Annotated in this window: 21 protein-coding genes; 5 read left to right on the plus strand and 16 right to left on the minus strand. The window is 46.0% G+C overall.

Features of this window, described 5'->3' with window-relative positions:
- Positions 1-52: 52 nt before the first annotated feature.
- Positions 53-895: a transporter substrate-binding domain-containing protein gene (locus tag ACFRAM_RS22085; RefSeq protein ID WP_175372372.1), complete on the minus strand. Its 843-nt coding sequence runs from the start codon at positions 893-895 to the stop codon at positions 53-55.
- A gap of 47 nt (positions 896-942) precedes the next feature.
- Positions 943-2,556 carry a histidine ammonia-lyase gene (gene hutH / locus ACFRAM_RS22090; protein WP_379468108.1) on the minus strand — a complete coding sequence of 538 codons (1,614 nt, stop codon included), beginning with the start codon at positions 2,554-2,556 and terminating at the stop codon, positions 943-945.
- A gap of 224 nt (positions 2,557-2,780) precedes the next feature.
- Between hutH and ACFRAM_RS22095 the strand changes: the two genes are divergently transcribed.
- A complete protein-coding gene (locus ACFRAM_RS22095; protein ID WP_379468110.1) occupies positions 2,781-3,143 on the plus strand; it encodes a hypothetical protein in 363 nt (120 codons plus the stop codon).
- A 324-nt stretch (positions 3,144-3,467) separates the two neighbouring features.
- Here the strand turns inward: ACFRAM_RS22095 and ACFRAM_RS22100 are convergent, their stop codons facing one another.
- The 8 genes from ACFRAM_RS22100 to ACFRAM_RS22135 form a co-directional block, all read right to left on the minus strand.
- A complete protein-coding gene (locus ACFRAM_RS22100) occupies positions 3,468-4,217 on the minus strand; it encodes a gamma-glutamyl-gamma-aminobutyrate hydrolase family protein (protein ID WP_379468112.1) in 750 nt (249 codons plus the stop codon).
- Positions 4,218-4,270: 53 nt separating this feature from the next.
- Positions 4,271-5,152: an oligopeptide ABC transporter permease gene (opp4C, locus tag ACFRAM_RS22105; RefSeq protein ID WP_379468317.1), complete on the minus strand. Its 882-nt coding sequence runs from the start codon at positions 5,150-5,152 to the stop codon at positions 4,271-4,273.
- A gap of 51 nt (positions 5,153-5,203) precedes the next feature.
- Positions 5,204-6,154 (minus strand): ABC transporter permease, encoded by a 951-nt coding sequence (locus ACFRAM_RS22110; RefSeq protein ID WP_379468319.1) that lies wholly within the window; start codon positions 6,152-6,154, stop codon positions 5,204-5,206.
- 29 nt (positions 6,155-6,183) lie between these two features.
- On the minus strand, positions 6,184-7,161 hold the full coding sequence (locus tag ACFRAM_RS22115) for an ABC transporter ATP-binding protein (RefSeq protein ID WP_379468114.1): 978 nt from the start codon (positions 7,159-7,161) through the stop codon (positions 6,184-6,186).
- Positions 7,158-8,180: an ABC transporter ATP-binding protein gene (locus ACFRAM_RS22120; protein WP_379468322.1), complete on the minus strand. Its 1,023-nt coding sequence runs from the start codon at positions 8,178-8,180 to the stop codon at positions 7,158-7,160. Before ACFRAM_RS22120 ends, ACFRAM_RS22115 begins: the two co-directional genes overlap by 4 nt.
- Before the next feature lie 48 nt (positions 8,181-8,228).
- Positions 8,229-9,638 (minus strand): amidohydrolase, encoded by a 1,410-nt coding sequence (locus tag ACFRAM_RS22125; protein WP_379468116.1) that lies wholly within the window; start codon positions 9,636-9,638, stop codon positions 8,229-8,231.
- A 12-nt stretch (positions 9,639-9,650) separates the two neighbouring features.
- Positions 9,651-11,315: an ABC transporter substrate-binding protein gene (locus ACFRAM_RS22130; protein WP_379468118.1), complete on the minus strand. Its 1,665-nt coding sequence runs from the start codon at positions 11,313-11,315 to the stop codon at positions 9,651-9,653.
- A 291-nt stretch (positions 11,316-11,606) separates the two neighbouring features.
- A complete protein-coding gene (locus tag ACFRAM_RS22135) occupies positions 11,607-12,578 on the minus strand; it encodes an alpha-L-fucosidase (protein ID WP_379468120.1) in 972 nt (323 codons plus the stop codon).
- Positions 12,579-12,820: 242 nt separating this feature from the next.
- Between ACFRAM_RS22135 and ACFRAM_RS22140 the strand changes: the two genes are divergently transcribed.
- A complete protein-coding gene (locus ACFRAM_RS22140; protein ID WP_175372380.1) occupies positions 12,821-13,399 on the plus strand; it encodes a TetR/AcrR family transcriptional regulator in 579 nt (192 codons plus the stop codon).
- Between the two features lie 106 nt (positions 13,400-13,505).
- Here ACFRAM_RS22140 and ACFRAM_RS22145 read toward each other — a convergent pair whose 3' ends face one another.
- Positions 13,506-13,964 carry a tautomerase family protein gene (locus ACFRAM_RS22145; RefSeq protein ID WP_379468123.1) on the minus strand — a complete coding sequence of 153 codons (459 nt, stop codon included), beginning with the start codon at positions 13,962-13,964 and terminating at the stop codon, positions 13,506-13,508.
- 247 nt (positions 13,965-14,211) lie between these two features.
- Here ACFRAM_RS22145 and ACFRAM_RS22150 point away from each other — a divergent pair, with 247 nt between their 5' ends.
- On the plus strand, positions 14,212-14,667 hold the full coding sequence (locus tag ACFRAM_RS22150) for an Lrp/AsnC family transcriptional regulator (protein ID WP_379468125.1): 456 nt from the start codon (positions 14,212-14,214) through the stop codon (positions 14,665-14,667).
- A gap of 100 nt (positions 14,668-14,767) precedes the next feature.
- Here the strand turns inward: ACFRAM_RS22150 and ACFRAM_RS22155 are convergent, their stop codons facing one another.
- The 3 genes from ACFRAM_RS22155 to ACFRAM_RS22165 form a co-directional block, all read right to left on the minus strand.
- Positions 14,768-15,976 carry an MFS transporter gene (locus ACFRAM_RS22155; RefSeq protein ID WP_379468128.1) on the minus strand — a complete coding sequence of 403 codons (1,209 nt, stop codon included), beginning with the start codon at positions 15,974-15,976 and terminating at the stop codon, positions 14,768-14,770.
- An 827-nt stretch (positions 15,977-16,803) separates the two neighbouring features.
- Positions 16,804-19,143, minus strand: coding sequence for a M13-type metalloendopeptidase (locus ACFRAM_RS22160; RefSeq protein WP_379468130.1), 2,340 nt, complete (start codon positions 19,141-19,143; stop codon positions 16,804-16,806).
- A gap of 54 nt (positions 19,144-19,197) precedes the next feature.
- Positions 19,198-19,329: a hypothetical protein gene (locus tag ACFRAM_RS22165; RefSeq protein ID WP_379468132.1), complete on the minus strand. Its 132-nt coding sequence runs from the start codon at positions 19,327-19,329 to the stop codon at positions 19,198-19,200.
- A gap of 184 nt (positions 19,330-19,513) precedes the next feature.
- Here ACFRAM_RS22165 and ACFRAM_RS22170 point away from each other — a divergent pair, with 184 nt between their 5' ends.
- Complete coding sequence (locus ACFRAM_RS22170; RefSeq protein WP_379468324.1) at positions 19,514-20,248, plus strand: response regulator transcription factor; 735 nt, start codon at positions 19,514-19,516, stop codon at positions 20,246-20,248.
- Positions 20,245-21,981 (plus strand): sensor histidine kinase, encoded by a 1,737-nt coding sequence (locus ACFRAM_RS22175; RefSeq protein WP_379468134.1) that lies wholly within the window; start codon positions 20,245-20,247, stop codon positions 21,979-21,981. The genes ACFRAM_RS22170 and ACFRAM_RS22175 overlap by 4 nt, the downstream gene beginning before the upstream one ends.
- Positions 21,982-22,189: 208 nt before the next feature.
- On the opposite strand, the gene ACFRAM_RS22180 is transcribed toward ACFRAM_RS22175, so the two are convergent.
- Positions 22,190-23,002: a CPBP family intramembrane glutamic endopeptidase gene (locus ACFRAM_RS22180; RefSeq protein ID WP_379468137.1), complete on the minus strand. Its 813-nt coding sequence runs from the start codon at positions 23,000-23,002 to the stop codon at positions 22,190-22,192.
- Between the two features lie 70 nt (positions 23,003-23,072).
- Positions 23,073-23,840, minus strand: coding sequence for a MerR family transcriptional regulator (locus tag ACFRAM_RS22185; protein ID WP_379468139.1), 768 nt, complete (start codon positions 23,838-23,840; stop codon positions 23,073-23,075).
- Positions 23,841-23,915 lie beyond the last annotated feature (75 nt).

Consider the following 23,915-nt stretch of genomic DNA (forward strand, 5'->3'; position numbering starts at 1 on the left):
GCCTCCTCTTTATGCACGTAAACCTTATCCAGGCATATTTAATTCGGACTCTCTATTCATTTTTCTGATTTTTTGCAGCCAATTCGGAAGCGGCTTGAATATATTTATCAAGATCTCCAGAATCCTGAAGTCGTTTAATGGTTTTGTTGATAGATTCACGCAAAGCATCTTCATTCTTTTTGACGACAACTCCAACTCCAGCGCTGTTTAAAGCAGAATCATCGATAACGATTCCATCAGCAATCGCAAGCTCGGGATTTGCAGCTACAGCAACTTTTGCAACAAGACCTTCACTAATAACAACATCAACCTGCTTAGCTTTTAGAGCAAGGTTTAGCGTATTCATGTTGTCCATCAGAACAAGATTCTCATTCGGGAATTGAGCTTGCATTAGCGTTTGCTCCGTAGAATTCAGCTGCACGCCGATTCTCTTTCCTTTTAGATCGTCCAGGCTTTTATATTTGTCCTTGTCCGAAGCTTGAATCAACGCAATATCTTGGGACAGATAATAAATATCCGAGAAATCAACCTGCTGCTTTCTTTCTTCTGTTGCCGATAAAGCTGAAATCAAGATGTCAGTCTGGCCAGCTTTGAGGGCTGGAATTAATGCATCCAGATCTAGTTGTTTGAACTCCACTTCCACTCCGATATCCTTGGCAATTTCTTTAGCTAAGTCAATATCAAAGCCGACTCTCTGATCTGCACCGTCAACGATGGCATGGAATCCAAATGGAGCGAATACAGCATTATTACCAACCACGATCTTACCTTTTGCCTTTATAGCCGCCAGCGCATCCTGAGTGTCGTCATTTTTATCTCCGCAAGCCGATAATACCAACACTAACGCCCCTACTAAGCTAATAAGCATCCATTGTTTGAAAACTTTCTTTTTCATAAAAATCCACTCCCTTATTAATTGTATGTTTTTGAAACATGAATCTACTAAATTAAATCTCCAATTGCGGCTTCGATTTTTTTCACAATCTCACCAGATTCAGCTAGTTTTATAGCTCCCTTAGAAAGCGAAGGCATGTATGTATCATTATCTGTGAACGGAATGGCATCTAGTAACACGTCATATGCGATTTGCGTGCCTGCCCCTAGTTTAAAATCACCCAGTACATCTCTTGTAATATAGATGGCTCTTGAGGCGAGCAAATATTCGATCCCAATAATTTTAGGAAGATTATCGATGATTTGCTTTGTCTTCCTGCATGCCCAAGGGGCCATACTTACATGATCTTCTTGATTACTTTTAGTAGACAGGGTATCTACACTGGCAGGAAAACATAATGTTTTATTCTCGGAGGCGATCGCTGCAGCTGCACATGATATAACAGGATAACCACAATTCAGACCCGCAGGTTCTCCGGCAAGCATTGGCGGCAAGCCATAGTTAAGCGTTGAATCACATAGTGCGAAAATTCGTCGTTCCGAAATATTCCCGATTTCCGCTAGACTCATAGCTAGAATATCCATGGCAAAGGCAATCGGTTCACCATGAAAATTCCCTCCGCTTAAGAAATCAAGCTCCCCTTGTTCATTCCAAAACACAAGTGGATTGTCTGTAGCTGCATTGATTTCCCGCTCCAGAATTTCTCTGACATAGTTCAGGTTATCCCTACAAGAACCATGTACTTGCGGCAGACAGCGGATGGAATATAAATCTTGAACGCGCGGCTGATACTCTGGATGCAGGACATCATGCTTAAGATGAACCTTCCTTGCATCTTCAGTCGTGCGCTCACTATCTCTGACAAGTCTTCTAATATTGCTGGCGCTATCTACTTGCCCTTTTTGCCGTCTGACAAGATGGATTCGCTCATCAAATGCCGCCAATTCTCCACGCATAGCCTCAATACTTAACGAGGCAGAAGCTTCTGCTTCTTTTACTAGCTTTGCAGCATCGAAATAATTAAGTACAGCCATCCCTGCAAACATTGTCGTTCCATTAATGAGCGCGAGTGCATCCTTTGCTTTCAGCTCGAATTTGATCGGATAGATACCCGCTCTTTTTAAAGCTTCCGGAGCAGGTAAAATCTCACCTTCATAGTAGGCTTCAGCAGCATCATACCCGATGAGAACAGAGGCCATATGAGCCAAAGGCGCCAGATCGCCGCATGCTCCAACTGAGCCTTGCACGGGAATTACAGGATGGACACCTTTATTCAGCATTTCGACCAGCCTGTCCACCACTTCAATCCTCAGCCCGGATACACCCTGACAAAAAGCATTTAATCTTACCGCCATGGTCGCTCTAACGACTTCTTCTGATGCAGGGTCGCCAACGCCCCCACAATGCGACAAAATAATATTTCTTTGGAACAAATCATTATCTTCAACCGAAATATTGAAATCTTTCAATTTACCTACGCCAGTATTAAAACCATAGATTGGGGGGGCGTCACTTCTGATCCAATTCTTCTCTATGTATTCTCTGACTTTAATAATTTCTCTTCTACTAGATTCAGCAATTCGAACCTGAACATGATGTCTGGAGATATTAACAATATCTTCAATTTTTATGTTCTCTCCATCTAGTATTACTTCGCTCATAATCGATCCCCCGTATCATGCATCCGTTTCTATAATAGAAACAGATGTTTCTTTATTTGGTTAATTTTAGTTAAGTGTAAAAGATAGACGTTTCCGTGTCAATACTTAACTTATAAGTTTAGTCGGAATTTGACTTGCAGGTTGGAATCATAAGATCATTCATAACATGACATACTGTAGTCTAGTTATGAATGATACAGTTGAATTACAAAGGAGGAGTAATCATGTCTTTTCAACTACCCACACCAATTGCAATTTACATGAATTCCCTAAATACCAATGACAATACTGTTATTGACGGTTGCATGGCAAACGACGCTCATGTTCACGATATCGGTGAAGACAAACATTTTAATGGACTTGAGGCCATCAAGAAGTGGCGCGGAGACTCCAATGACGAATTTAAGCTGAGATCCGAGGTTATAAACGTGGAAGACAAACACGGAATAGTCATTGTAACTTCCCTAACCAGCGGCAATTTCCCGGGAAGTCCCCAACTATTTTATTATTTCTTTACTGTCGCAAATAACCTGATTTCCAATATAGAAATTGTTCCAGGTGAGGAAAACGTAAACCTCGATAATTAAGCGGCATACAGAAACGAGAAGGTCTGGCGGCTTCTGAAATACCTGTCCAGACCGAAATGATGCGCAGCTCGCACTGGATACGGTCAAGCAGTGGGAAAGCAAAATAGACGTACCTCGGATGCCGTGCTCCATTCGGATCAAGGCTTCCAATATACGTCTCAAGCGTACAACACGCGATTAGAAGGATTCGGCATCGGCGTTATGGGCAGCCACTCTCGCAAAGCGACCTGCCTGGATCACCCATGCATCGAATCCTTTTTTTTCGTATTGTGTATTTACTTTTATAATTAACAGCAGAGTCGCCCGATCTCATTTACCGCAGTCTTATTCACCGTTGTTTTGTTTACTCCGATCCCTCCACGTACGGCCCTGCTCCACAAAAGCTGCAAATAGCTTCGTCATTTGACGCTCGTTAGCAGCTGCCATATTTTCAGGATGCCACTGTACCCCGATTGTAAAACTTCTCCCCGTATGCTCAACCCCTTCAATTACACCATCAGGTGACGTTGCCGTCACTTGCAATCCTACTCCGAGCTCCCGAAGTGCCTGATGATGAAGACTGTTGACCCTTACTTGACTGCTCCCAAAAATGCTAGCCAATCGACTTTCAGGTGCAAGCAAAATATCATGGGTATCTCTGCTTCGAGGAACGTCGCGCTGCACATGTTCTAGAGCTCCCTCATACTGGCTCGGCAAATCCTGATAGAGCGTACCGCCGAGGGCAACATTTAGAACTTGCACTCCGCGGCAGATGGCCAGTAGTGGTTTATCAGTATCTAGAACATAGCGAATCGCTTCCAGCTCAATCACGTCACGAATTGCCAGTGTCTGTCCAAGCTCAGGTATGGCCTCTTCGCCGTATCTGGAAGGATCGATATCCTCACCTCCCGTAAAAATCAGTCCGTCACAAAGGTCGATCAATTGTTTAACTGTTTCTATTGAAGCAAGCGGCAGAACGATGGGGAGACCACCCGCCGCTTCTACCGCAATGTGATAATCCTGATGAACGTATACTCCTTCACTATAAGCGTTCAATCTGGCTAATGTGCTTGTAATGCCGATAACAGGTTTCATGATAAACTCCTTTTACGCTCATGGTATGGGCCTTGTGTGCAAGGAACGCCAGACTACTGGCGGGTATCTAGCGCATCGCGCAGACCATCACCTACGAAATTTATAGCAAGCACAGTGAGCAGGATCATTGCCCCCGGAGGTACCCACAGCCATGGCTGATCAGTTAATACCGTCAATGATTGTGCGTCCGTAAGCATATTACCCCAGCTAGCTGTCGGGGGCTGCACCCCCATACCGAGAAAGCTAAGGCCCGCTTCACTCATAATGGCAGAAGCAATGCCAAAGGTTGCGTTCACAATGATAGGTCCAACAGCATTGGGGAAAATATGCCGGAACAATATCCTCGGCGTGCTCAGCCCTAGAGCGACGCCTGCATTAATGTAGTCAAGCTGCTTAATAGACAGTACGCTACCTCTAACAAGCCGTGCGACGCCCGGCCAGGAGAACAAGGCCAGGACGAGAATAATCGTTGTCATGTTCGAGCCTAGAATACTAATGACTACAAGAATAACCATCAGAAAGGGGAACGCCATGAACATATCTGTTATCCGCATGATCACCATATCCAGCCAGCCGCCAAAATAAGCGGACACGATTCCGATTAGTGTTCCAACGGTCACATATAGAGCTACTGTCACGAACCCGACGATAAGTGAAATTTGCGTCGCATAGATGAGACGACTCAGAACGTCGCGTCCAACCTGATCCGTCCCAAGCCAATGCTCTGCCGAAGGGGGAGCTGAGAAAACTCCCGTTACTTCTTTAGGGTCGTTCGGAGCAATCCACGGTGCCAGCAATGCCACAAGGATAAGCAACACAGTTATTACAAGCCCGGCAACGGCCAGCTTGTGCCGAATGAAGCGAGTGAATAACTGCTTTAAAAAAGCATCCTCCGTCTCCGGTTTAACGCTCTCAGCAGGGATCACTGCAGACATGGAGCCCTCATCAAGCTCATACGGAGATAATGCCAAGTCGATCACCCCTCTCTAAGTGTATTTAATACGCGGATCAGCTGCTGCATACAGTAGATCGGTAAGCAAGTTGGTCGTAAGTACAATCAGTGCCGCTACCAGGTTCAATCCCATCAGTATTGGATAATCACGGGACAATATGGATTGAATCGTCAACTGGCCGATACCTGGCCATTGGAATATTTGCTCAATAAGAATGCTGCCGCCTAACAACAGCGGAATCTCCATGCCAACTACTGTAATGATCGGGATAAGCGCATTACGCAGCGCGTGCTTATTCGTGACAATAAACGGATGCAGGCCTTTGGAATTTGCTGTACGCAGGTAGTCCATATTCATTACATCCAGCATACTTGCCCGTACATATCGCACTTTTTTCCCTGCAATAACAATACCTAGCACAAACACAGGCAGAATCATATGGGTAAAACGATCCCAGAACCCCCCTGCGCCGCCGAGTGTAACCATCCCGCCCGTGGGGAACCATTTCAATTGAACAGCAAATACATAAATCAGGCCCAAACCGAGAAAAAACTGCGGAACAGACGTACCGATAAAAGAAAGGCCTGTCATGATATAATCGAACTTCGTATTTTGCTTAACAGCACTAAGAATACCAACAGGAATGGCAATAAGCATACCGAAGATAAGCGCAGCAGAGGCCAGCAGTAAAGTTGGACCGATTCTTTCGCCGATAATCTTGGTAACGGGTGCATACGAGCTGAAAGAGTAACCTAACTGACCCTGCAGCAGATTCAGCAGCCACTTAAAATATTGCAGAATCACAGGATCATTCAGACCCAGAATCTCTTTCCTGAGCTCAAGGACTTCCTTTGGGGTATTCGGATCGATAAACATATCAACTGGATTGCCAGGCGCAAGCTTGATAATGAAATAATTAAGCACTGTAATCCCCAATAGGACGGGGATCGCAATCAGGATTCGGCGTATAATGTATTGAAAAATGGCCGACTCCTCCCTTCTCTTTCATAACTCTATTGGGCAAGAGGAAAATGACAAGCAACCGCATGCGGCTTCTCGTCTAATACCGGTTCTTCCACGCGGCATAGCTCCTGCGCATACGGACAGCGTGTATGGAATCGGCAGCCACTGGGAGGATTGGCCGGAGACGGCACATCGCCCTGGATGACGATCCGTTTGTCTGCACGCAAGGTCGGATCTGGCTTCGGATAGGCTTGAAGTAAGATTTGCGTGTAAGGATGCCTCGGACTGCGGAATAGTTCATCCTTATCACCAATCTCGACGATTTTCCCCAAATACATCACAGCCACTCGAGTGCTAATATATTTCACCGCACCGATTCCGTGAGCAATAAATAGATAGGTCAGATTCAATTCTCGTTGCAGATCGGACAAGAGATTCAGTATTTGTGCTTGAATCGATACATCCAGCGCAGATACCGGCTCGTCGCAGACGATCAGCTTAGGCTCAAATGAAATTGCCCGAGCGATCCCGATCCGCTGACGCTGACCACCGGAGAACTCGTGCGGGTACCTATTTTTATAAGCTTGTGGCAATCCGACCATATCAAGCAGTCGGTTCACACGCGCCTGTACCTGACTGCCGGTTGCTAAATTATGTGCAATATACGGCTCTGCCAAAATGTCAGCCACTCGTTGGCGTGGGTTAAGTGATGCATAAGGATCTTGGAAAATGATTTGAAGCTGCGTACGAACCTCCCTGAGTTCCTTTTGCTTCCGGTAAGTAATATCCTCATTTTCAAACAATATCCGACCTTCAAAAGGATTCTCAAGTCGTACAATCGAACGACCGAAAGACGATTTGCCACAGCCGGATTCACCAACAAGTCCGAGTGTTTCGCCTTTATGGATGCTCAGGCTAATATCGTCTACCGCCTTTACATGACCGACAGTACGTGAGAATACACCTTTTTTAATCGGATAATACGTCTTCAGCTGTTCTACTTGAAGCAGCGGAGAATCTGCGATCATAATACGCTAGCCTCCTGTTGCCGGGAATTTACAATGTCTGATAAAGGTATCGTCTGCTCCTCGACGACCCAGCATCGTACTTGATGCTCACCCGCCACACTTTTAAGCTCCGGCTGTTCCTGCCGGCAACGGTTGGTCGCTAAGGCACAACGGGTATGGAAACGGCAGCCCTCAGGCATTTTTGTGATCGAGGGCACCGTGCCGGGAATAGCCTGTAGCCGTTCATTCTCTCCATGAATACTCGGGATGGATGCCATCAATCCTTGCGTGTAGGGATGCTTCGGTTCACGGAAGAGCGTGAATACATCAGCCGATTCTACAATTTGGCCCGCATACATAACGACTACACGATCCGCCATCTCCGCTACGACACCCAGATCATGAGTGATCAGCATAATCGCTGCTTTGCTCTCTTGCTGAAGCACCTTCATCAGCTCCAAAATTTGCGCTTGGATCGTGACATCAAGTGCTGTCGTCGGTTCATCGGCAATCAGTAGCTTAGGCTTACAAGACAACGCCATAGCAATCATAATTCGCTGGCGCATCCCGCCAGAAAGCGTATGCGGATAGGTATTCATTAGATTCTTACCATGAGGTAATCCGACTTTATGCAGCATTTCAATAGCATAAGCCTTGGCCTCCCTGCGGGTAAGGCTCGTATGACACTGAATCATCTCCACAAGCTGATGTCCGATCGTCAGAACGGGATTCAGCGAGCTCATCGGCTCTTGGAAGATCATAGATATCTCCTTCCCCCTTAGGGTACGGAGCTCCTTCTCGGAATTCGCAGCTATATTCTGGCCGTTAAAGCGAATTTCCCCTTGCTTAATCCGGCCATTATTGCCGAGCAGTCTCATAATTGAAAGTGAGGTCACACTCTTTCCGCAACCAGATTCACCAACAATGCCTATCGTCTCCCCTGCTTTCAGATTGAAGCTAATATCCTGAACAGCAACTACGTCTTCTTTCCCATTCCAAAATACAGTTTGCAGCCGATCGATTTCCAATAGATTAGTGATATGATTCACCGCCCTTCTGACAAAATGAAGCCGTCCGCGTTCAACTTCTCAAATAAGAACGGGTGCATGCACATCTTGCGGGATAGCCGGAATATAGGGCTTGCCCTGTGTCGAGTTTAAAAATTCTGTTCTGGCCTTATTCAATGCCTCTCCGCCGTCTGTTAGCAGCTCGTAAGCTGCAAGGGCCAGCAGCTTGGCGGCATGGTGCATACCTTTAAGACCAATTGGCGAACCAAAAGCAGCCGTCGCTTGCCAGGTATGTACCTGTACACCAAGTGGTGCACAGGTTGTAGTAATCTGGCCCACTGGCGTAATCCAAGACACATCACCCACATCGCTAGAACCGCCACCCGTTGTCTGTGAAGTAGAGCGGTTTTCGTAGAAACCCGTTGGCAGAAGCTCGTCTGTCTTCCCCCACTCCTGATGACGTTTCTTAGCGGCTTGCAACAAATCCGGATCGAGGGTGGTTGCAAGAGCTGTCGCCAGCTCTTGATCCTCAGCTGAGAAGCTCAGCTCACCTGCGTCGTCCTGTTGCTTCACAAGCAATTGATTTAGCGACTCGTTTATATTCAAATCATAAGCACCCGCTTTAATCTCCCAAGTGACCGACGTCTCTGTCATCAGCGCACCTCCCTGGGCGATCTTGATTAGGCGCTCCAGCAGTTCGTCCACATGCTTGCGGTTGACGCCCCGGAGGTAGTACCAGACGCTTGCCTCATCGGGTACAATATTCGGTGCTTCTCCCCCATTTGTAATCGTATAATGAATACGCGATCCGTCTGGCACATGCTCACGCAAGTAATTAGCCCCAACATTGGTCAACTCGACTGCATCCAGAGCGCTGCGTCCCAAGTGCGGAACTACGCCTGCATGGGCAGCACGGCCTTTGAAGAAAAATTCAACAGAAGTAAGTGCCGATGTTCGAATGCTCCAAGCGGCATTCGAGTTCCCGGGATGCCATGTTAACGCTGCATCCAGATCATCAAAAGCACCGGCTCTCGCCATAAATGTTTTGCCGGACAAAACCTCTTCCGCTGGGCAACCATAATAACGAATCGTACCTGACAATCCTGCCTCATCCAGACTTTGCTTTAATGCGGTCACAGCTTCCACGCCTGCCGTCCCCAGCAGGTTATGGCCACATCCGTGGCCGGGTCCGCCAGGAGTGATGGGCTCACGAACCGCACTCACCTTCTGCGAAAGTCCCGGAAGCGCATCATATTCCCCAAGGATACCGAGTACTGGTCCACCCGAGCCATACTCAGCCACAAAAGCTGTTGGTACACCACCTATGCCAGAAGTAATTCGGAAACCGGCTGCCTCCAGCGTTTCTGACTGCAGCTTTGAGGCGAAAGCTTCCGCATAAGCTACCTCAGGGCGATTCCAGATGCGCAGCGCAAGCTCCTCATAAGTAGTTCTATTGGTTTCAAGCCAGTTAACCAGTTGTTTTTTACTCATGCTCTCCTCCTGCTATTTTAGATCCCATTCATTAATGTTGTTGAACATCCCAATATCGAGCGGCTTGCCGACAAGTACGTCCTTAGACACTGCTAGTAATCTTTTTTCCGAATAAACAGCCAGGGATGGCACATCTTCATGCAGGGTCTCCTGGAGCTTGTTATAAATTTCTTTGCGTTTAGCCGGGTCGGCTTCCGTTTCGCCCTTAGTGATCAGCTCATCAACCAGCGGGTTTTTATAATTCAAGAAGTTGCCCGGATTGGTACTCTTGAACAGAGTGAAGTAGGAGCTCGGCTCAATATAAAAGTCACGGGTGAAGATGGTAATGTCGTAATCACCCTTTTGCACCTTTTGGATTAGTGTAGGGAAATCAAACTTTTGCACTTGAATGTTGAGGCCAACGGCCGTCAGGTTTTGCACAAGAATATCAGCAGCCTGCTCGCGGATTTTGTTGCCTACCGGAACGAGGAATTCAATCGGCTGTTTCTTATCCCAATTGGCCTCTTCTAACAGCTGCTTTGCTTTCTCCGGGTCATAGCTATAGTTCTCAATATCCTTATTAAAGTAAGGGTGGTAGCTCGGAATACCTCCGTCAATGACCTCTCCTTGACCTTTAAGCAGCTGGTCTACAACCAAGGTGCGGTTGAGCGCATAAGCAATGGCTTGGCGTACCTTTGGATCTGCAATTTTGTTACTGTTAAAAAAGATTTCAGGGGGTACAGAAGGGTTTCCTGAAGCCAGCTCGACATTCTCGAATCCTTTGACCTTCTCATAATCTGTAATAGGGATGAGACCTACAGGTACAGAGTTCATCTGAATTTCCCCAGTTTGCAGCTGCGCGACAAGGTTGGTGGCTGGCAGCACTTTGATAAAAATTTTATCCAGCTTGGCGACATCGCGGTAATAGTCGGTATTTTTGACCACCTCAACATACTGTCCTTGGGCAAAGTTAGCGATCTTGAAAGCACCTATCGTAACTTCCGGCTTCTGGAAGTATGGGTTCGTGGAGAGCTGCTCAGGTGCTACATCCTTCAGAATATGCTCGGGTAGGAAGAACACCTTGGTACCGAAACGTTCCTTGAAAATAAGTGGATCGATTGGCGTCTTAGTTCTGACCTCGAATGTCTTGTCATCTACAATTTTCAAGCCACTGATCTCAGTCGTTCCTTCTTCCAACTTACCGGCATCGTTCAAGCCTTCGATAAAGTTCAGCTTAAAGTTGGTTTCTACCTTCGGGTTAAGGGCTGTTTTTAATGTAAAGGCAACATCAGCTGTGGTGAACGGCTGCCCATCATTCCATTTAGCCGCAGGATTCAGCTTGACGACAAAGGTTTGATTATCCGTTGTCTCCACGGAATCAGCGATCTTTGGCAGAAATTCGAATTTCTCATTAAGATCAAGAAGAGAGTCATTAATTAGTGCAATAGCATTGTCAGCAGCAGAATCGCCCTGATCATTAATTTGATTCAGCGTGACGGGTACGTTCACAATGCCTATATATACAACTTTCTCTTTCTCTTCCTTATTTGGAGAAGGTTCAGCTTCTTTAGGCTTGTCAGTAGCTGGCGCCTGCGTTGCTGAAGAAGATGTTGTATTCGTTGAGGAACCACACGCAGATAACACGAGCACAAGTGCAAGAACGATAAAGAGCATGGTTCGACGATAATGACGATTCATAGTTTTTAACCCCCTAATTTTGATTATTCCAATTTGTTTAATATGAATTGTAGCTAAATTTACCATTATTGAATCTCCACTGTCCAATAGATTTGTTCAATTAGATTATCCAAAATATTGAATCTAACTAGCGAATCAGGGGCCTTGATCATACTAAGAGGGGTTGTAGAACTAGCCTATCGTGGAATAAGAGGGTTCGAAAATAGAAAATCGCTGCCGGTTCAATGAATGAACCAAGCAGCGATTTTTTAACATCTATTTTGTTTTCAGTTCCTTAGTAAATGTGAAAGCTTATTTTCTATAAGACCAGTTGTCCGGAATCGTAGTGAGATTAGCCGGGTGATGATATCGTTCGCCGATTTCTTTAAAGCGCTGCAGAATGTTATCGTCCAGAACACCTTGCTGGTTCGGCGCACCATTAAGTAAGAATGATACATTGTGTTTGTTACATTCAACGATTTTCTCCAATGCCCAGTCAGCGGTTCTAAGCTCCATAGTGGTATCTGATGTTCTCCAGAACCAAGTCTTCGTTAATATGTTGCAGCTCGCTCCGGGACCGTTAAAAGAGTTATCCACCTCTTGCCCTGCAGCATTCTCAAAAAAGGCAATGTCCGTTTGCTCTACGCCAGACTCGCAGCCAATATTCATCAACAAGCACTGTGGTTGAAGTCCTTTGACCAAAGCGTCAATTTCCTCAAAAGGAAGATCTTCGTAGCTTGGGCCGCCCCAAGGAGCATTCCACCCATCGATGATCAGGAACGGGATTTCCCCGTAACCGGTCAGCAGTTCCTCAATTTGATTTTTAATAAACTGCTTGTCTTCAGGCGTACATTTCCTCCGGCCGATTTGGTGATGCAGATCGAGTGCGGAGAAATAAAGACCTGCTTCAATCCCTTCTTGCCTGAATGCATCAAGATACTCCTTAACTACGTCGGATTTTAGCGTCGCATTTCCCACAGAATGTTCGGTATATTTTGTCGGCCACAGGCTGAACCCTTCATGATGCTTCGCTGTCATCGCAGCAAACTTCATCCCTGCAGATTTGGCAGCCTTGGCCCATTGAGCACAGTTCAACTGAGTCGGATTCCAATCCTTAGGATCGAAAATAAATCTGCGGGGTTTATCGTTATTTTCGTGGCCATATTCCCAATCTTCCACTTCTGTATCTGCAAACTGAAATGTAGCACTATTAAAATGAATGAACATACCAAATCTTTGATTGACGAACCATTGTTGTTGCTGAACTAATCCTTGATTACTCATGAAGATTACCTCCCAATTATGATTTGTAAAAAATCGTATAATATCTACCACTCTATAGAATTCCATCCTCTGTTACAGCTAACAAAATCGACATTCTATAGTACAATTCCTACATAATTATTTGGAAGGCCTTCATGTTTCTTGATGTCTCTACTCTGTACGTTTGCATATTTGAAATGTACAATCGTTACTATAGAAGCTAATGAGCTTGGATGAGCATAGGCAAAAGAAAGGTGTTAAATATGACTCTAAACACTCGAGAACTAATGATTGAAGGTGCCATACAGCTCCTAGGACAACGAGGCGTGCATGCCACCTCATTTTCTGAAATTATGAAAGCCACCGGAGCGCCAAGAGGCTCGATTTATCATCATTTTCCTGAAGGTAAAGATCAACTGGTCAAGGAAGCTATAGATCTGGCTGGAAAACGCGCTATAAGCTATCTAAGTACCTTTGAAGGACAACCCGCTGAAATCGTAGCCGAGAAGTTCATTTCACTGTGGAGAATGTTGTTAAGCCACTCTAACTTTGAAATGGGTTGTTCTGTGCTCGCGGTCACTGTAGGATCGGACTCATCAGACTTGTTGGATGAAGCCGCAACGGTGTTCCATCAATGGGGAGACCGCTTAACAGCCATGCTATCTGCCGGTGGGCTGGACCTAGGCAAAGCAAAGGGACTGGCAAGTGTCCTCATTGCTTCCTGCGAAGGGGCTGTAGCCATTAGTAAAGCGCAAAAGTCATTCGATACCTTCGATACAGTAGCAGAGCAGCTACTGATTATGGTTAAGAGTGCATCCAGCTCACAACGGGAAACGGAATAATATCCGCTTGAAAGCAAGGTTCTTCTACCTAAAAAACTTGGCCTGTAATCTGCCATTCCGAATTGGAACATGCAGTTTTACAGGCCAAAAATTTTTTTGTGAATTTTTAATCCTTCTTGGCTTCCTGAGCCGCTTTAGCAGCAGCTGCACGAGCTGCCAATGCACTAAATTCTTCAACACCAAAAGCAGTTCCCTGCATCCCCCAACCACCTTCGGAAGCTTCTGTAAGTATCACCCAGGTATGCTTGAGCAGCGTATCATCACCAGCAATCCGCGCTACAATTTCTGTCGCTTCCTTCGTAATCTGCTTCTGCCCCTCACGATTAAGTACACCTGGTGGTGTAATAATTTGGACTCGCACATTATTCGCTGAGTTTGTATTTCCGGTATGAATATCTGTGGCTTTAAGGCGATGTATAAAAACTGCTGTATTGTCCAAATGAAATGGGCTAGGTGAAGCAACACCTTCGGCTCTAAGAATTGCATGGGCTAATGCTGTTCCTAATTCATTTTCTGCACCTGCTGGGAAAAGATTCTCTGGTGTGTACACATCGATCATTGGCATAGTGTAACTCTCCTTTTTTTAGCACGATTATGACGACCATCATAATCATATATTATGACGATCGTCATAGTCAACAGTTCCTTATCTTTGAACCTGCTTATATAATTGATTCCTCTTATTTAGACGGTTTATAATCATAATGAGTATTCCAGTAATAGCATGAGTTTCTCCTGAAAAGGGACTATCTCTCAAATGAAAATCAATTCATTTACCAATAACACCTTAATTTTAAAAGGAGGGTCTAACCATGGATCAGATTGACTTGAATATCCTGTACCACCTTCAACATCAAGCGCGAATTCCTATGACAGAGCTCGGCAAATCCGTCGGCCTGTCACAACCGGCTGTAACGGAAAGAGTGAAGCGTTTGGAGGAAAAGGGCGTCATCGAACAGTATCGTACGATTGTTTCACCCGCAAAGGTCGGGCGACAGGCCGCAGCTTACATGCTGCTTCATACAAGAGACTGTGACGGCTTTATTGAATTTTGCCGCTCCGCTCCTGAAGTCATTGAATGTCATCGGATAAGCGGAGAATACAACTACATGTTGAAAGTCGTTACTGATTCCATACAGTCACTGGAGAAATTCGGAGATAAGTGCGATAAATACGGAACTTATACCATTCTAATTGTCATGTCATCACCTATTGACCATAAATTCTTCATCTCTGAAGATACAAAAATGCTTGTCGACAAGAATTAGAAATTATAAAAAAAAAGAAATCCGGCATTCAAACCGGATTTCTTTTTTTGCTATTCATGACAATAACACTACGGCTAGTTATTTTCATAGAATTCGGCCTTCAATGTTTCATACTTCGAAATCCATGCTCTCTGGCACGCACTGTTACAAATAGAGCTAGCAAGAGCAGGATGAGCACTACCCAAGGGAAATTATGGATACCAAGGGTTCCAAGCAGGATGCCGCCAATCATACCGCCACCCCCGATGGCTATGTTCCAACTTGTTACCAGCATGGACTGAGCTACATCGGCATTTTCGCCAGCCGTTTCTGCGACCGCTGTTTGAAGTAATGTCGCTGCTCCCCCAAACGTCAGCCCCCACAATGCAATACTGAAATAAATGATCACAGGTTGACCACTGCCGATTCCCAGCAAAACAGATGCTACGGAGAAACCAGCCAGGCTGAATAAGGTAAGCATTCTCAGCCAACGGTCGATCATCGTGCCTGTTATCCAAATGCCAACAACAGAAGCAATACCAAATAAAAGAAGGATCAGGTCTACTCGCCCAGAGAGTCCTGCCAGTGCAAGAAACGGTGCAATATAGGTGTAGAGGACGTTATGCGCAAGTACCCAGAACAACACAACAAAGAGAATGGAGCGCACCCCAGGTATGAAGAACACTTCACGAAGGGGAAGCCGCTGCTGACCAACTTGCCCTGGAAAATCCGGTACCCCCTTGATTACCCAAACAATAAGCAGCAGCGATAGCAGAGATGTAATCCCAAAGACAAGTCTCCACCCTATAAAGCCCCCGGCAAATGTTCCAATGGGAACACCAAGCAGAAGCCCAAGTGGAGAACCGATCATCGCCACTGCGAGCGCCCGCCCCCTCAGAGATTCGTGAACCATACGGCGTGCATAGCCTGCTGTTATTCCCCATACCACACCTCCGGACACCCCCGCGAAGAAACGGGCAGTGAGTGTCAATATATAGTTGGAGGATAGACTTGTAATCGTGTTGAACACAAGAAAAACAACGATACACATCAGCAACAACGACCGTTTTCGCCACCCGCGCGTAGCGGTAATTAGCGGTATTGCCGCTAAGGTAGAACCTAGGGCATATAAGGTGATGAGTTGGCCGGCGAGTGCTTCTGAAATTCCCAGTCCATTGCTGATCTGGGGCAATAAACCTGCTGGAAGCGTTTCGGTTAAGATACAGATAAAACCTGTCATCGCCAAAGCCAGTAATCCCCCCAATGGAAACCGGTCAGTCGAACTATTACCCGTGCCAGGCTGTGAGGCCGAGGCCGTATTTCGGTTCATATGAATAACACCTCTAATCTATAAATTCTAACGATTTATAGTTTATAGGATTAATTCCTTGTTTTACATGTATAAGTAACTGAATATCTGTCGTTTTTATTTTAAAATCATTTATTTTTCTTGTTTATTCCTATAATTTAAAATCAACAGTACCAATAGTAACATTTGCCCCACATCTACTGTAACACCATAAAAGAAAGAGCCAACTTAACGGTTAGCCTGTCGTGTCATGAAACGATTCTTTTTTTGCCAATCTCAAATCCTCCTTCACCAGTCGTCTTAATAGTGACAAAGAGGGACACCTCCTTAACTAACCGTTTGAACAATGAAAAGGAGGCTACATCCTCAACTAACGGCATTTTTGCACCTTATTTTACTTTAAAATAGACAAATGAGGTAAATAAGGGCATTATTGTATCTTATTTTCCGAAAAAGTACCCTGGACAGGGTATTCTGGAAAATTTAAGGTACAATATTGCACTTAATCTCCACTAACCCTCAGCTGTAGAGGATTTAAGGTACAAAAATGCCGTTAATTACACTTTGATACTCCTTACCCTCCCTGCCCCAGATACTTACCGATCCTACCAAGAGAGGTCAATTGGGCGAGTGAACCAATGGTATAATGCGTCTTACTTATCTTTTCCAGCCCCTTTCTTGTACCAATATAGCGTTGTACGTAACGTTATGGGCGAGCACTCTTGCTTCAACAAAAGAGGGCCATAAGCAACAACGTCATTAGACCAGCGACAATAAAAGCGTCTTAGGCGCAAAAAAAGCTGCGAGGTTAATACCCCCGCAGCTTTCATTTTTATTCAGACCCTATTTTACCAAATTTTAATTCTGTCCTTAGGAGCTCTGTACATCTGGTCGCCTTCTTTGACGCCAAATGTCGTGTAGAAATCATCAGTGTTACCAACCACGACATTTACCCTGAATTTTACAGGCGGATTAGGATCGATGGCTAGCAGCAATGGTTCAATTTCAGGAACAACCTTCTGTCTCCACACAGTTGCCCATGATTTATAGAACTCTTCCAGATTTGCATCAGGCAATTGTTTAGCGGCTTCAAGCGCAACCTGCAGTCCGGCAATGTCGGCAATATTTTCTGGAAGTGTCCGTTGTCCGTTGATTTTTTGGCCCAGATACTCTAATTTGTTATATTGGTCAACAACAGCCTTAGTTTTGGCTTCGAATTTCTTAAAGTCTTCGGCTGTCCACCAGTTGGTCCGATTTCCAATCCCATCAAATTTGGAGCCATTGGAATCAAAGGTGTGAGAGATTTCATGCCCGATAACCGCACCTATAGCGCCGTAATTCTGGCTTGCACTTTGATTTTTATCATAGAATGGCGCCTGAAGAGCCGCAGCTGGGAATGTAATGGTGTTGGTCAGCGGTTCGGAGATCATATTCGCTGTGTTTGCTGCTATTCTCCACTCGTTCCGGTCAATGAGCTGATCAATTTTTGCAAATTTGCTTTTCGTAAGGACTGCTTGGATCGCCTGGTTGTTCTCATACAATGTCTTGCCCGCATCGACCTTAAGCGAATCATACATTTCATCCAGTTTGTCCGGATAACCAATGTGCACTTTCAAATGATCCAGTTTTTTAATCGCTTCTTTTTTCGTCTGCTCAGACATCCAGTCATTTTTCAGGAACTTATTTTTGTAAACGCCAATCATATTGTCTGCCATCTTGGAAATATCCTGCTTTGCTTGTTCTCCAAGATAAGTCTTGCCATAGTATTGTCCAGCAACCTCTTTGAAATTAGCGTTGACAATATCGTAGATCGTGTCATCCGTTACTGCCGTTTGTTCCTGGCCGGCGGCCCCTCTGCTCAATTGCGTAGATTTTGCTATCATTTCATCGGATAGTAGAGTCGCAGAGTTTAATACAAAAGTGGCGTAGGTCCAGCTTTTCATTTTCTCCCAATTTTTCTCATTAATAAACTTATCCAGATTGTTGAAATAATCCATTTTCATCAATGAGACCTTCTCTGGTGTTTTACCCGTTACATCGACGATAAATTGTTCGAGATCAATATTTTTACTATATACCTTTAGCTCTTTCAATGTTTTTGGAGTATAAAAGGATTCAACGTTACTCTGATCTTCTGCCGTCATTGTATATTGGGCAAATTCTGCTTCGAATGCTACCGCTTCACCGGCAATTCGTTCTGCTGCTTCTTTGGTTTCCCCAACACTCACCAATAGATCTGCCAGCATGTTCTTGTATAGCCCTACCATTGCTTGACCCTGAGGATTGTCAGGTGTATACATACTCTTTTCAAATTTCGGTTTAGGGGAATTGATGTACAGGATCGTTCTCGTTGCATCCTTCATATCGGACAAGATATCCAAAGTAAAGGGTAAGGAGAGACCTCGAACATAGAGATCTTTTTGATTTTTTGCAAAATCCGCCAAACTGTTTATCAATTTAATTTTTGCAATGTCACCTTTAATGGCTTCATATCCCTGTTTGTTCAGGGTTCCCCGATCAGCGGCAAGTTTATAGTACTTAATCATGTTGCCGAGCTCGTCATCTGTTTTGTCGCGTCCTTCAGCCGACATCTTTGTTATATCCTTCAACAGCTGTTTTCTTACTACAGCATCAAGGTCACTTAATCCGCCTATGATTACTTTACCTGCCGGTATTACGGTCGATGCCTTCCATTTCGCATTTACTGCTTCATAGAAGTCGTCTTGTAGTCTAGTTGCTGCAACTCCATTGGAAGGCTGCTGCTTCGAGGTAAGGCTGACCTGGCGCAGCGACTGATTCCAGGCAACTTTGTAGCCTGCTGTTTCAGCGATAAACCGGAGCGGCACATACGTTACATTCTGGATTTGCTTTGGCGCTGCATCCAGCTTGATTGCTTTTCCGTTGACAGTTGCACTCGTGCTACCTACTTTAAGGGATAACGTGAGTCCAACCTTGGTACCGCTTAAGGTACGGGTCTTGGCATCCCATTTCACTTGAACACCCAGCTTCTCCAGTAGTGGCTGTACCGGGACAAGTGTCACTCCTTTTTCAACGATCGGTGCAGACTTACTGAACTGGATTTGCTGACCATTCAGTGATACGGATAAAGCCTTTTCTGCTGCATGAACGGATGAGAGTCCAGAGGTAAGTAAGCTTAAGGATAGTATTGTAGCGCTAAGTTTTTTCATCTGCTGTAAGCTCCTTTTTATGAGTTTATATAGTAGAAAGATGTTTCAGGGAAATTAGATAATAACTGCCCTTCCACTGACAGCGACCATCATCATGTCTTGGCGGACAACTGCGTAATTGGTGCCCACGCCGATATACTCCCTTACTGGGGAACCAGTCACGATTGCGGTGGTTGTAATAATCAAGTGACTACCTCCTAAGAACAACTAGAGTGTTGTCCGTTGCTCTGAACCTATTTCTTTATTAATGCTATCCTACCAGCCCCAGTGAAACAGAGCCTAAACGAATAGATAAACATTAGCTTAAGTTTGCTGCCTCAGTTTAGGTTCTGTTAATGTGAGTAGGCTACTATGGTAAGGGGTGAAAATGATGAGAAATCTATCTGATATTAAAATCGCAATCGTCGACGACGAACCTTCGATTGTCACGATGCTGCAAATGGTGCTTCGCAGGGAAGGATTCCATCAGCTGTACGCAGCTTCCACCTGTGCAGAAGCACTCGACTTAGCGGAGCGTATAGCCCCTGACATCGTTCTACTCGACATTATGCTCCCCGACGGCAGCGGACTGGATCTCTGCTCCAAGCTCCGCGAATACGGGAATCCGCATATTTTGTTTTTGACTGCCAAGGCTTCCGATCTCGATGTTCTGCGCGGCTTTGCCATGGGCGGGGACGATTATATTACGAAACCATTCAATCCCCTCGAAGTGACCGCGAGAATTCAGGCACGCATACGCCGTTTGGAGCAGGAAGCTCCCATAGCAAATCCAGTGAAGCGACCTGATTCAGGGGTTTACCGGTTCGGCCGCTTCACCGTCAACGAGGCGGAAGGCGAGCTGATCGTGGAGGGACAGCCCGTTCCTTGTCCCGCACAGGTCTTCCAGCTGTTGCTGCACTTCTGTAAGTTTCCCGGGGTGGTATTCTCCAAAACACAGCTCTACGACAAGGTTTGGGGAATCAACGGACAGGGCGACGATTCCACCGTGATGGTGCATATCCGGCGCATCCGGGAGCGGATTGAGATTGATCCCGGCAATCCTAAGCTTTTGCTTACCGTACGTGGGCTCGGCTACAAACTGGTAAAGGAATCGCAGGAGCGATGAAGATCCAACAACGTATGGCTTTTCACTTCACATACCAACTGATCTTTTATGCCCTGGTAATTCTCGCCCTCTCTTTGGCTGCCAGCGTCCTGTTCTACCAGAACATAACGAATAATGATTTACGACGAAACTTTCCGGATGGCGCTTTGCAGCTTATTGCCCAAGAAGCAACTTCTAAGAACGGTGCGATTCAGCTCTCCCCCGAGTGGGACAAGCTCATCACGGAGAAAGGAATGTGGCTGCAGGTTGTCAATGCTGAAGGAGAAGTAATCTACAACGTCAATAGCGTTTCGCATCCATCACTACCGGTCTCTTACTCCACCGCCGGACTGCTGGATATCCAAGAAACACGCACGATTGGGACGTATGCCGTACACACTCAGTTAAATTTTGCTTCTAACGGGCCGCTGCTGTACATACTGGGCTACCATAGTTCTGAACTTGATCAGCTCATGTCCTGGTTCAATGCCTATGGGCAACAGGGAAAGGTGCGAAGCGACACGCTTCCTCTCCTGGAGCAGCAGCTGCGCGAGACTGGCTCCTACCTGCAGGTAATCGACCTTGAGAGCCATATTGTACAAGGCATCGGCGATAAAGCTTACGAACAGAAAGCTTATCGTCCGCTAGATCTTCTGACGATCCAGCAATCACCGAGCTACTATGACACGAATATTGTCACTCATCGAGACGAGCGGAGTGGCATGAAATGGATTCTCTATACAACCAATACAGCAGGAAAACCATTGAAGCACCCTGTGTATGATTCGGCAACGCATAACCTCACCTGGTTTGCAGGTCTTGTCCTGCTCTTGGCGGTGACCATCTCCATCTGGCATGGTAATCGCTACGGTCAGCCGCTGATTTTGTTCGCAGGCTGGTTCGAACGGATGGGACGAGGACAATACAACGAGGTGCTGACCGCCAAGGATAAGCGCAAAATATTTCGCCGCAACGGCACGATACGAATTCGTTACAGACTCTATAAAGAAGTGATAGAATCCTTCTATCGAATGGCCGATCAATTGGCTCAAACTGAGAAGGAACGAGAACGGCTGGAAAAGACGCAATCGGAGTGGATGTCAGGGATCTCGCATGATCTGCGTACGCCCCTCGCTACGATTCAAGGTTATGGTTATATGCTGGAGAGTTTGCCTGAATGGAGTAACGAGGATATGCGGACTATGGGCACGACAATTCGGGAAAAGGGAGAGTATATGCTTGAGCTGATCTCCGACTTTTCTATGATTCATCAGCTTAAACAGGGAGATTCGATCATGGAGCTTCGCGAAATGGATCTGGATGAGTTGATACGCTGCTCTGTACTGAAGTACGTGAACGACGCCATCATGTCGGAATATCAGTTTCACTACGTTGGGGATGAGCTTCCCCTACTGGTAAAGGCAGATGAGATTTGGCTACAGCGGCTGATGGATAACCTGCTGTCCAACGTCGTGAAGCATAACCCGCCAGGCGTGGTCGTTACCGTCTCCATCCGTAAAGTGGACAACAAGGCATGCATACGGGTAATCGATAATGGCAAAGGGATGGACGAGGAGACGCTCCATCATTTGTTCAAACGCTATTACCGGGGAACCAATACTGAAGAGAAGACGGAAGGCACCGGGCTCGGGATGAGCATCGCCAAAACCATCGTGGAAGCGCATGGCGGAGAAATCCTTGTTCAATCCAAAGTGTGGCAAGGTACGAAAATTGAGATTTGGTTGCCCTGCTAAGCGAAAACCGGTAAGGCCTGACTCCTTTCCATCCTAGTGAGAGGGCAATCATCGTCATTAGATCAGCAAAAATAAAAGCGTTTGTGTTGCAAAAAAGCTGCGAGGTTAATAACCCGCAGCTTTCCTTTTTAAGCATATTCTATTTTAGCAGAGAGTAATTCTGTTCTATGGGGCAATGTGCATTTTATCGTCTTCTTTCACAGATGAATCAGGCGACGGGTCTTGACACGCTTTGGGCGCTATCGCGCCCTCTTTCGCGGCGGAGGATAATCGGAACCGTAATCGCTGCAGCGATCGCCAACACCGGAGCTAGTGCACCAGCGAGAGGAAACGACGACGAGCCATTCGTAGAAAAAATGCTAAAGTCCCAAAGTCCGTGCAGGAGCATGGCGAACACGAGCGATCCGGTAGACCTCCGGGCAAGATAGAAGATCGAACCGAGGCCGAAAGCGATCAATACCTGGAACAAGGCACCCGCCCCGATGCCCAGGAAGATGTTCGGCAGGTGGAAGACTGCGAACATCGCGGTTGCAAGCAGCCAGACCCCGGTTTCACCGAAGCGGCTGCGCAGAGCGACTATCAACTGACCCCGGTTGATCATGTCCTCATTGAAGCCGACCAAGATACTACCCACAATGAGATACAGCCACATGAGGGGCGTGAAACGGCTGAAGTCACCGATCAGCATGTTCACGATCGCGATGACCATCATGATGATCGGAAGAGTCATCGTCCATCGTGAAAGACGCTGCCTTTCCAGCAGACTGGGGCGCCACCATCCGTAGATCGTGACCATTGTGATGGTCAGCACGGCACCGCCGGACAGTGGTATTACGTACCAGAGAAGAAGGGTCTGCGCACTCTCGCCTATTCGCGGGTAGTCGACACCATTGAGCACAAAGATCGCGTAGAAGACTGCGCTGTAGAGGAAATAGGTGAGAACACCCCATCGTACACGGGGACGAACTCGAAGGGCGGGATCCGAAGATTCTTGCAGCATGTCCCTATTATTTGACATCATAAACACTCCCACTATACATTAGTATTTTCTTTCATTTGCTCTTGTTTTTTAGATTTCAACATCGAATACTTCAAGAACTAGGGATATCATGACTGAGCAGATGAACTAACGCTTCAACCAAGTAGTTCATAAGTTCCGGTTCGAATTTCGGAAAAAGCTGCAGATCCCACTCCCCTAGCGCTATTAGCGTTTCGATCGTCTCCAGTTCCTGTAGCGATTCGCCCAACATCTGCTCGATTATCAGCTTTATAGTAAGCGCACGCTCCTGCACAAGGTGATGTTCCGGTGGTAGCCCTTGCTTGGACATCACGAGCAGATCGTTCACCGTTATCATGATCTTACGTTCTACCTGATCTCGTTCTTCCGGGCTCAATCCACTTAGTAACACCGATTGTACGAATGTATCCGGCAGACGTTCGGAGAGCCATTGCTTCTGCTCCTCCTCATGCTGAATGGAACGAACCATCATCAGAATAAGTCCTGGATCAATCGTGTCGTTATCATCAACGATTGCTATTGCCCGTTCAACCGTATCCACAATGCGCTGAATATGCTGCTGCTTCTTCAGCAGCAGCCCATATTGCAGCTTCAGAGAAGCATTAAAATCCTTGCCGTCCTGCTCCAAATACTCGCTGATATCTTCCAAGGAGTAATCTAAATATTTTAAAGCCAATATTTGATGGAGTCGGAACAAATCCTCATCAGAATAAGTACGGTATCCACCCTCGGTGTATCCGCTTGGCTTGAGCAGCCCCTTGCGGTCATAATATCGCAAAGTAGGTGTCGACGTTGAGGTCAATTTCGAGAATGAACCAACGGTATAATGCTTCTTACTCATCTTACTCAGCCCCTTTCTAGTTTCAGTATAAAGCTTAAAGTTACTTTAACCTCAAGTCCTTTTTTTGGACTCTAA

Origin of the sequence: Paenibacillus sp. NPDC056722, from assembly GCF_042790635.1 — a bacterium.
Classification (GTDB): domain Bacteria; phylum Bacillota; class Bacilli; order Paenibacillales; family Paenibacillaceae; genus Paenibacillus_AQ; species Paenibacillus_AQ agri.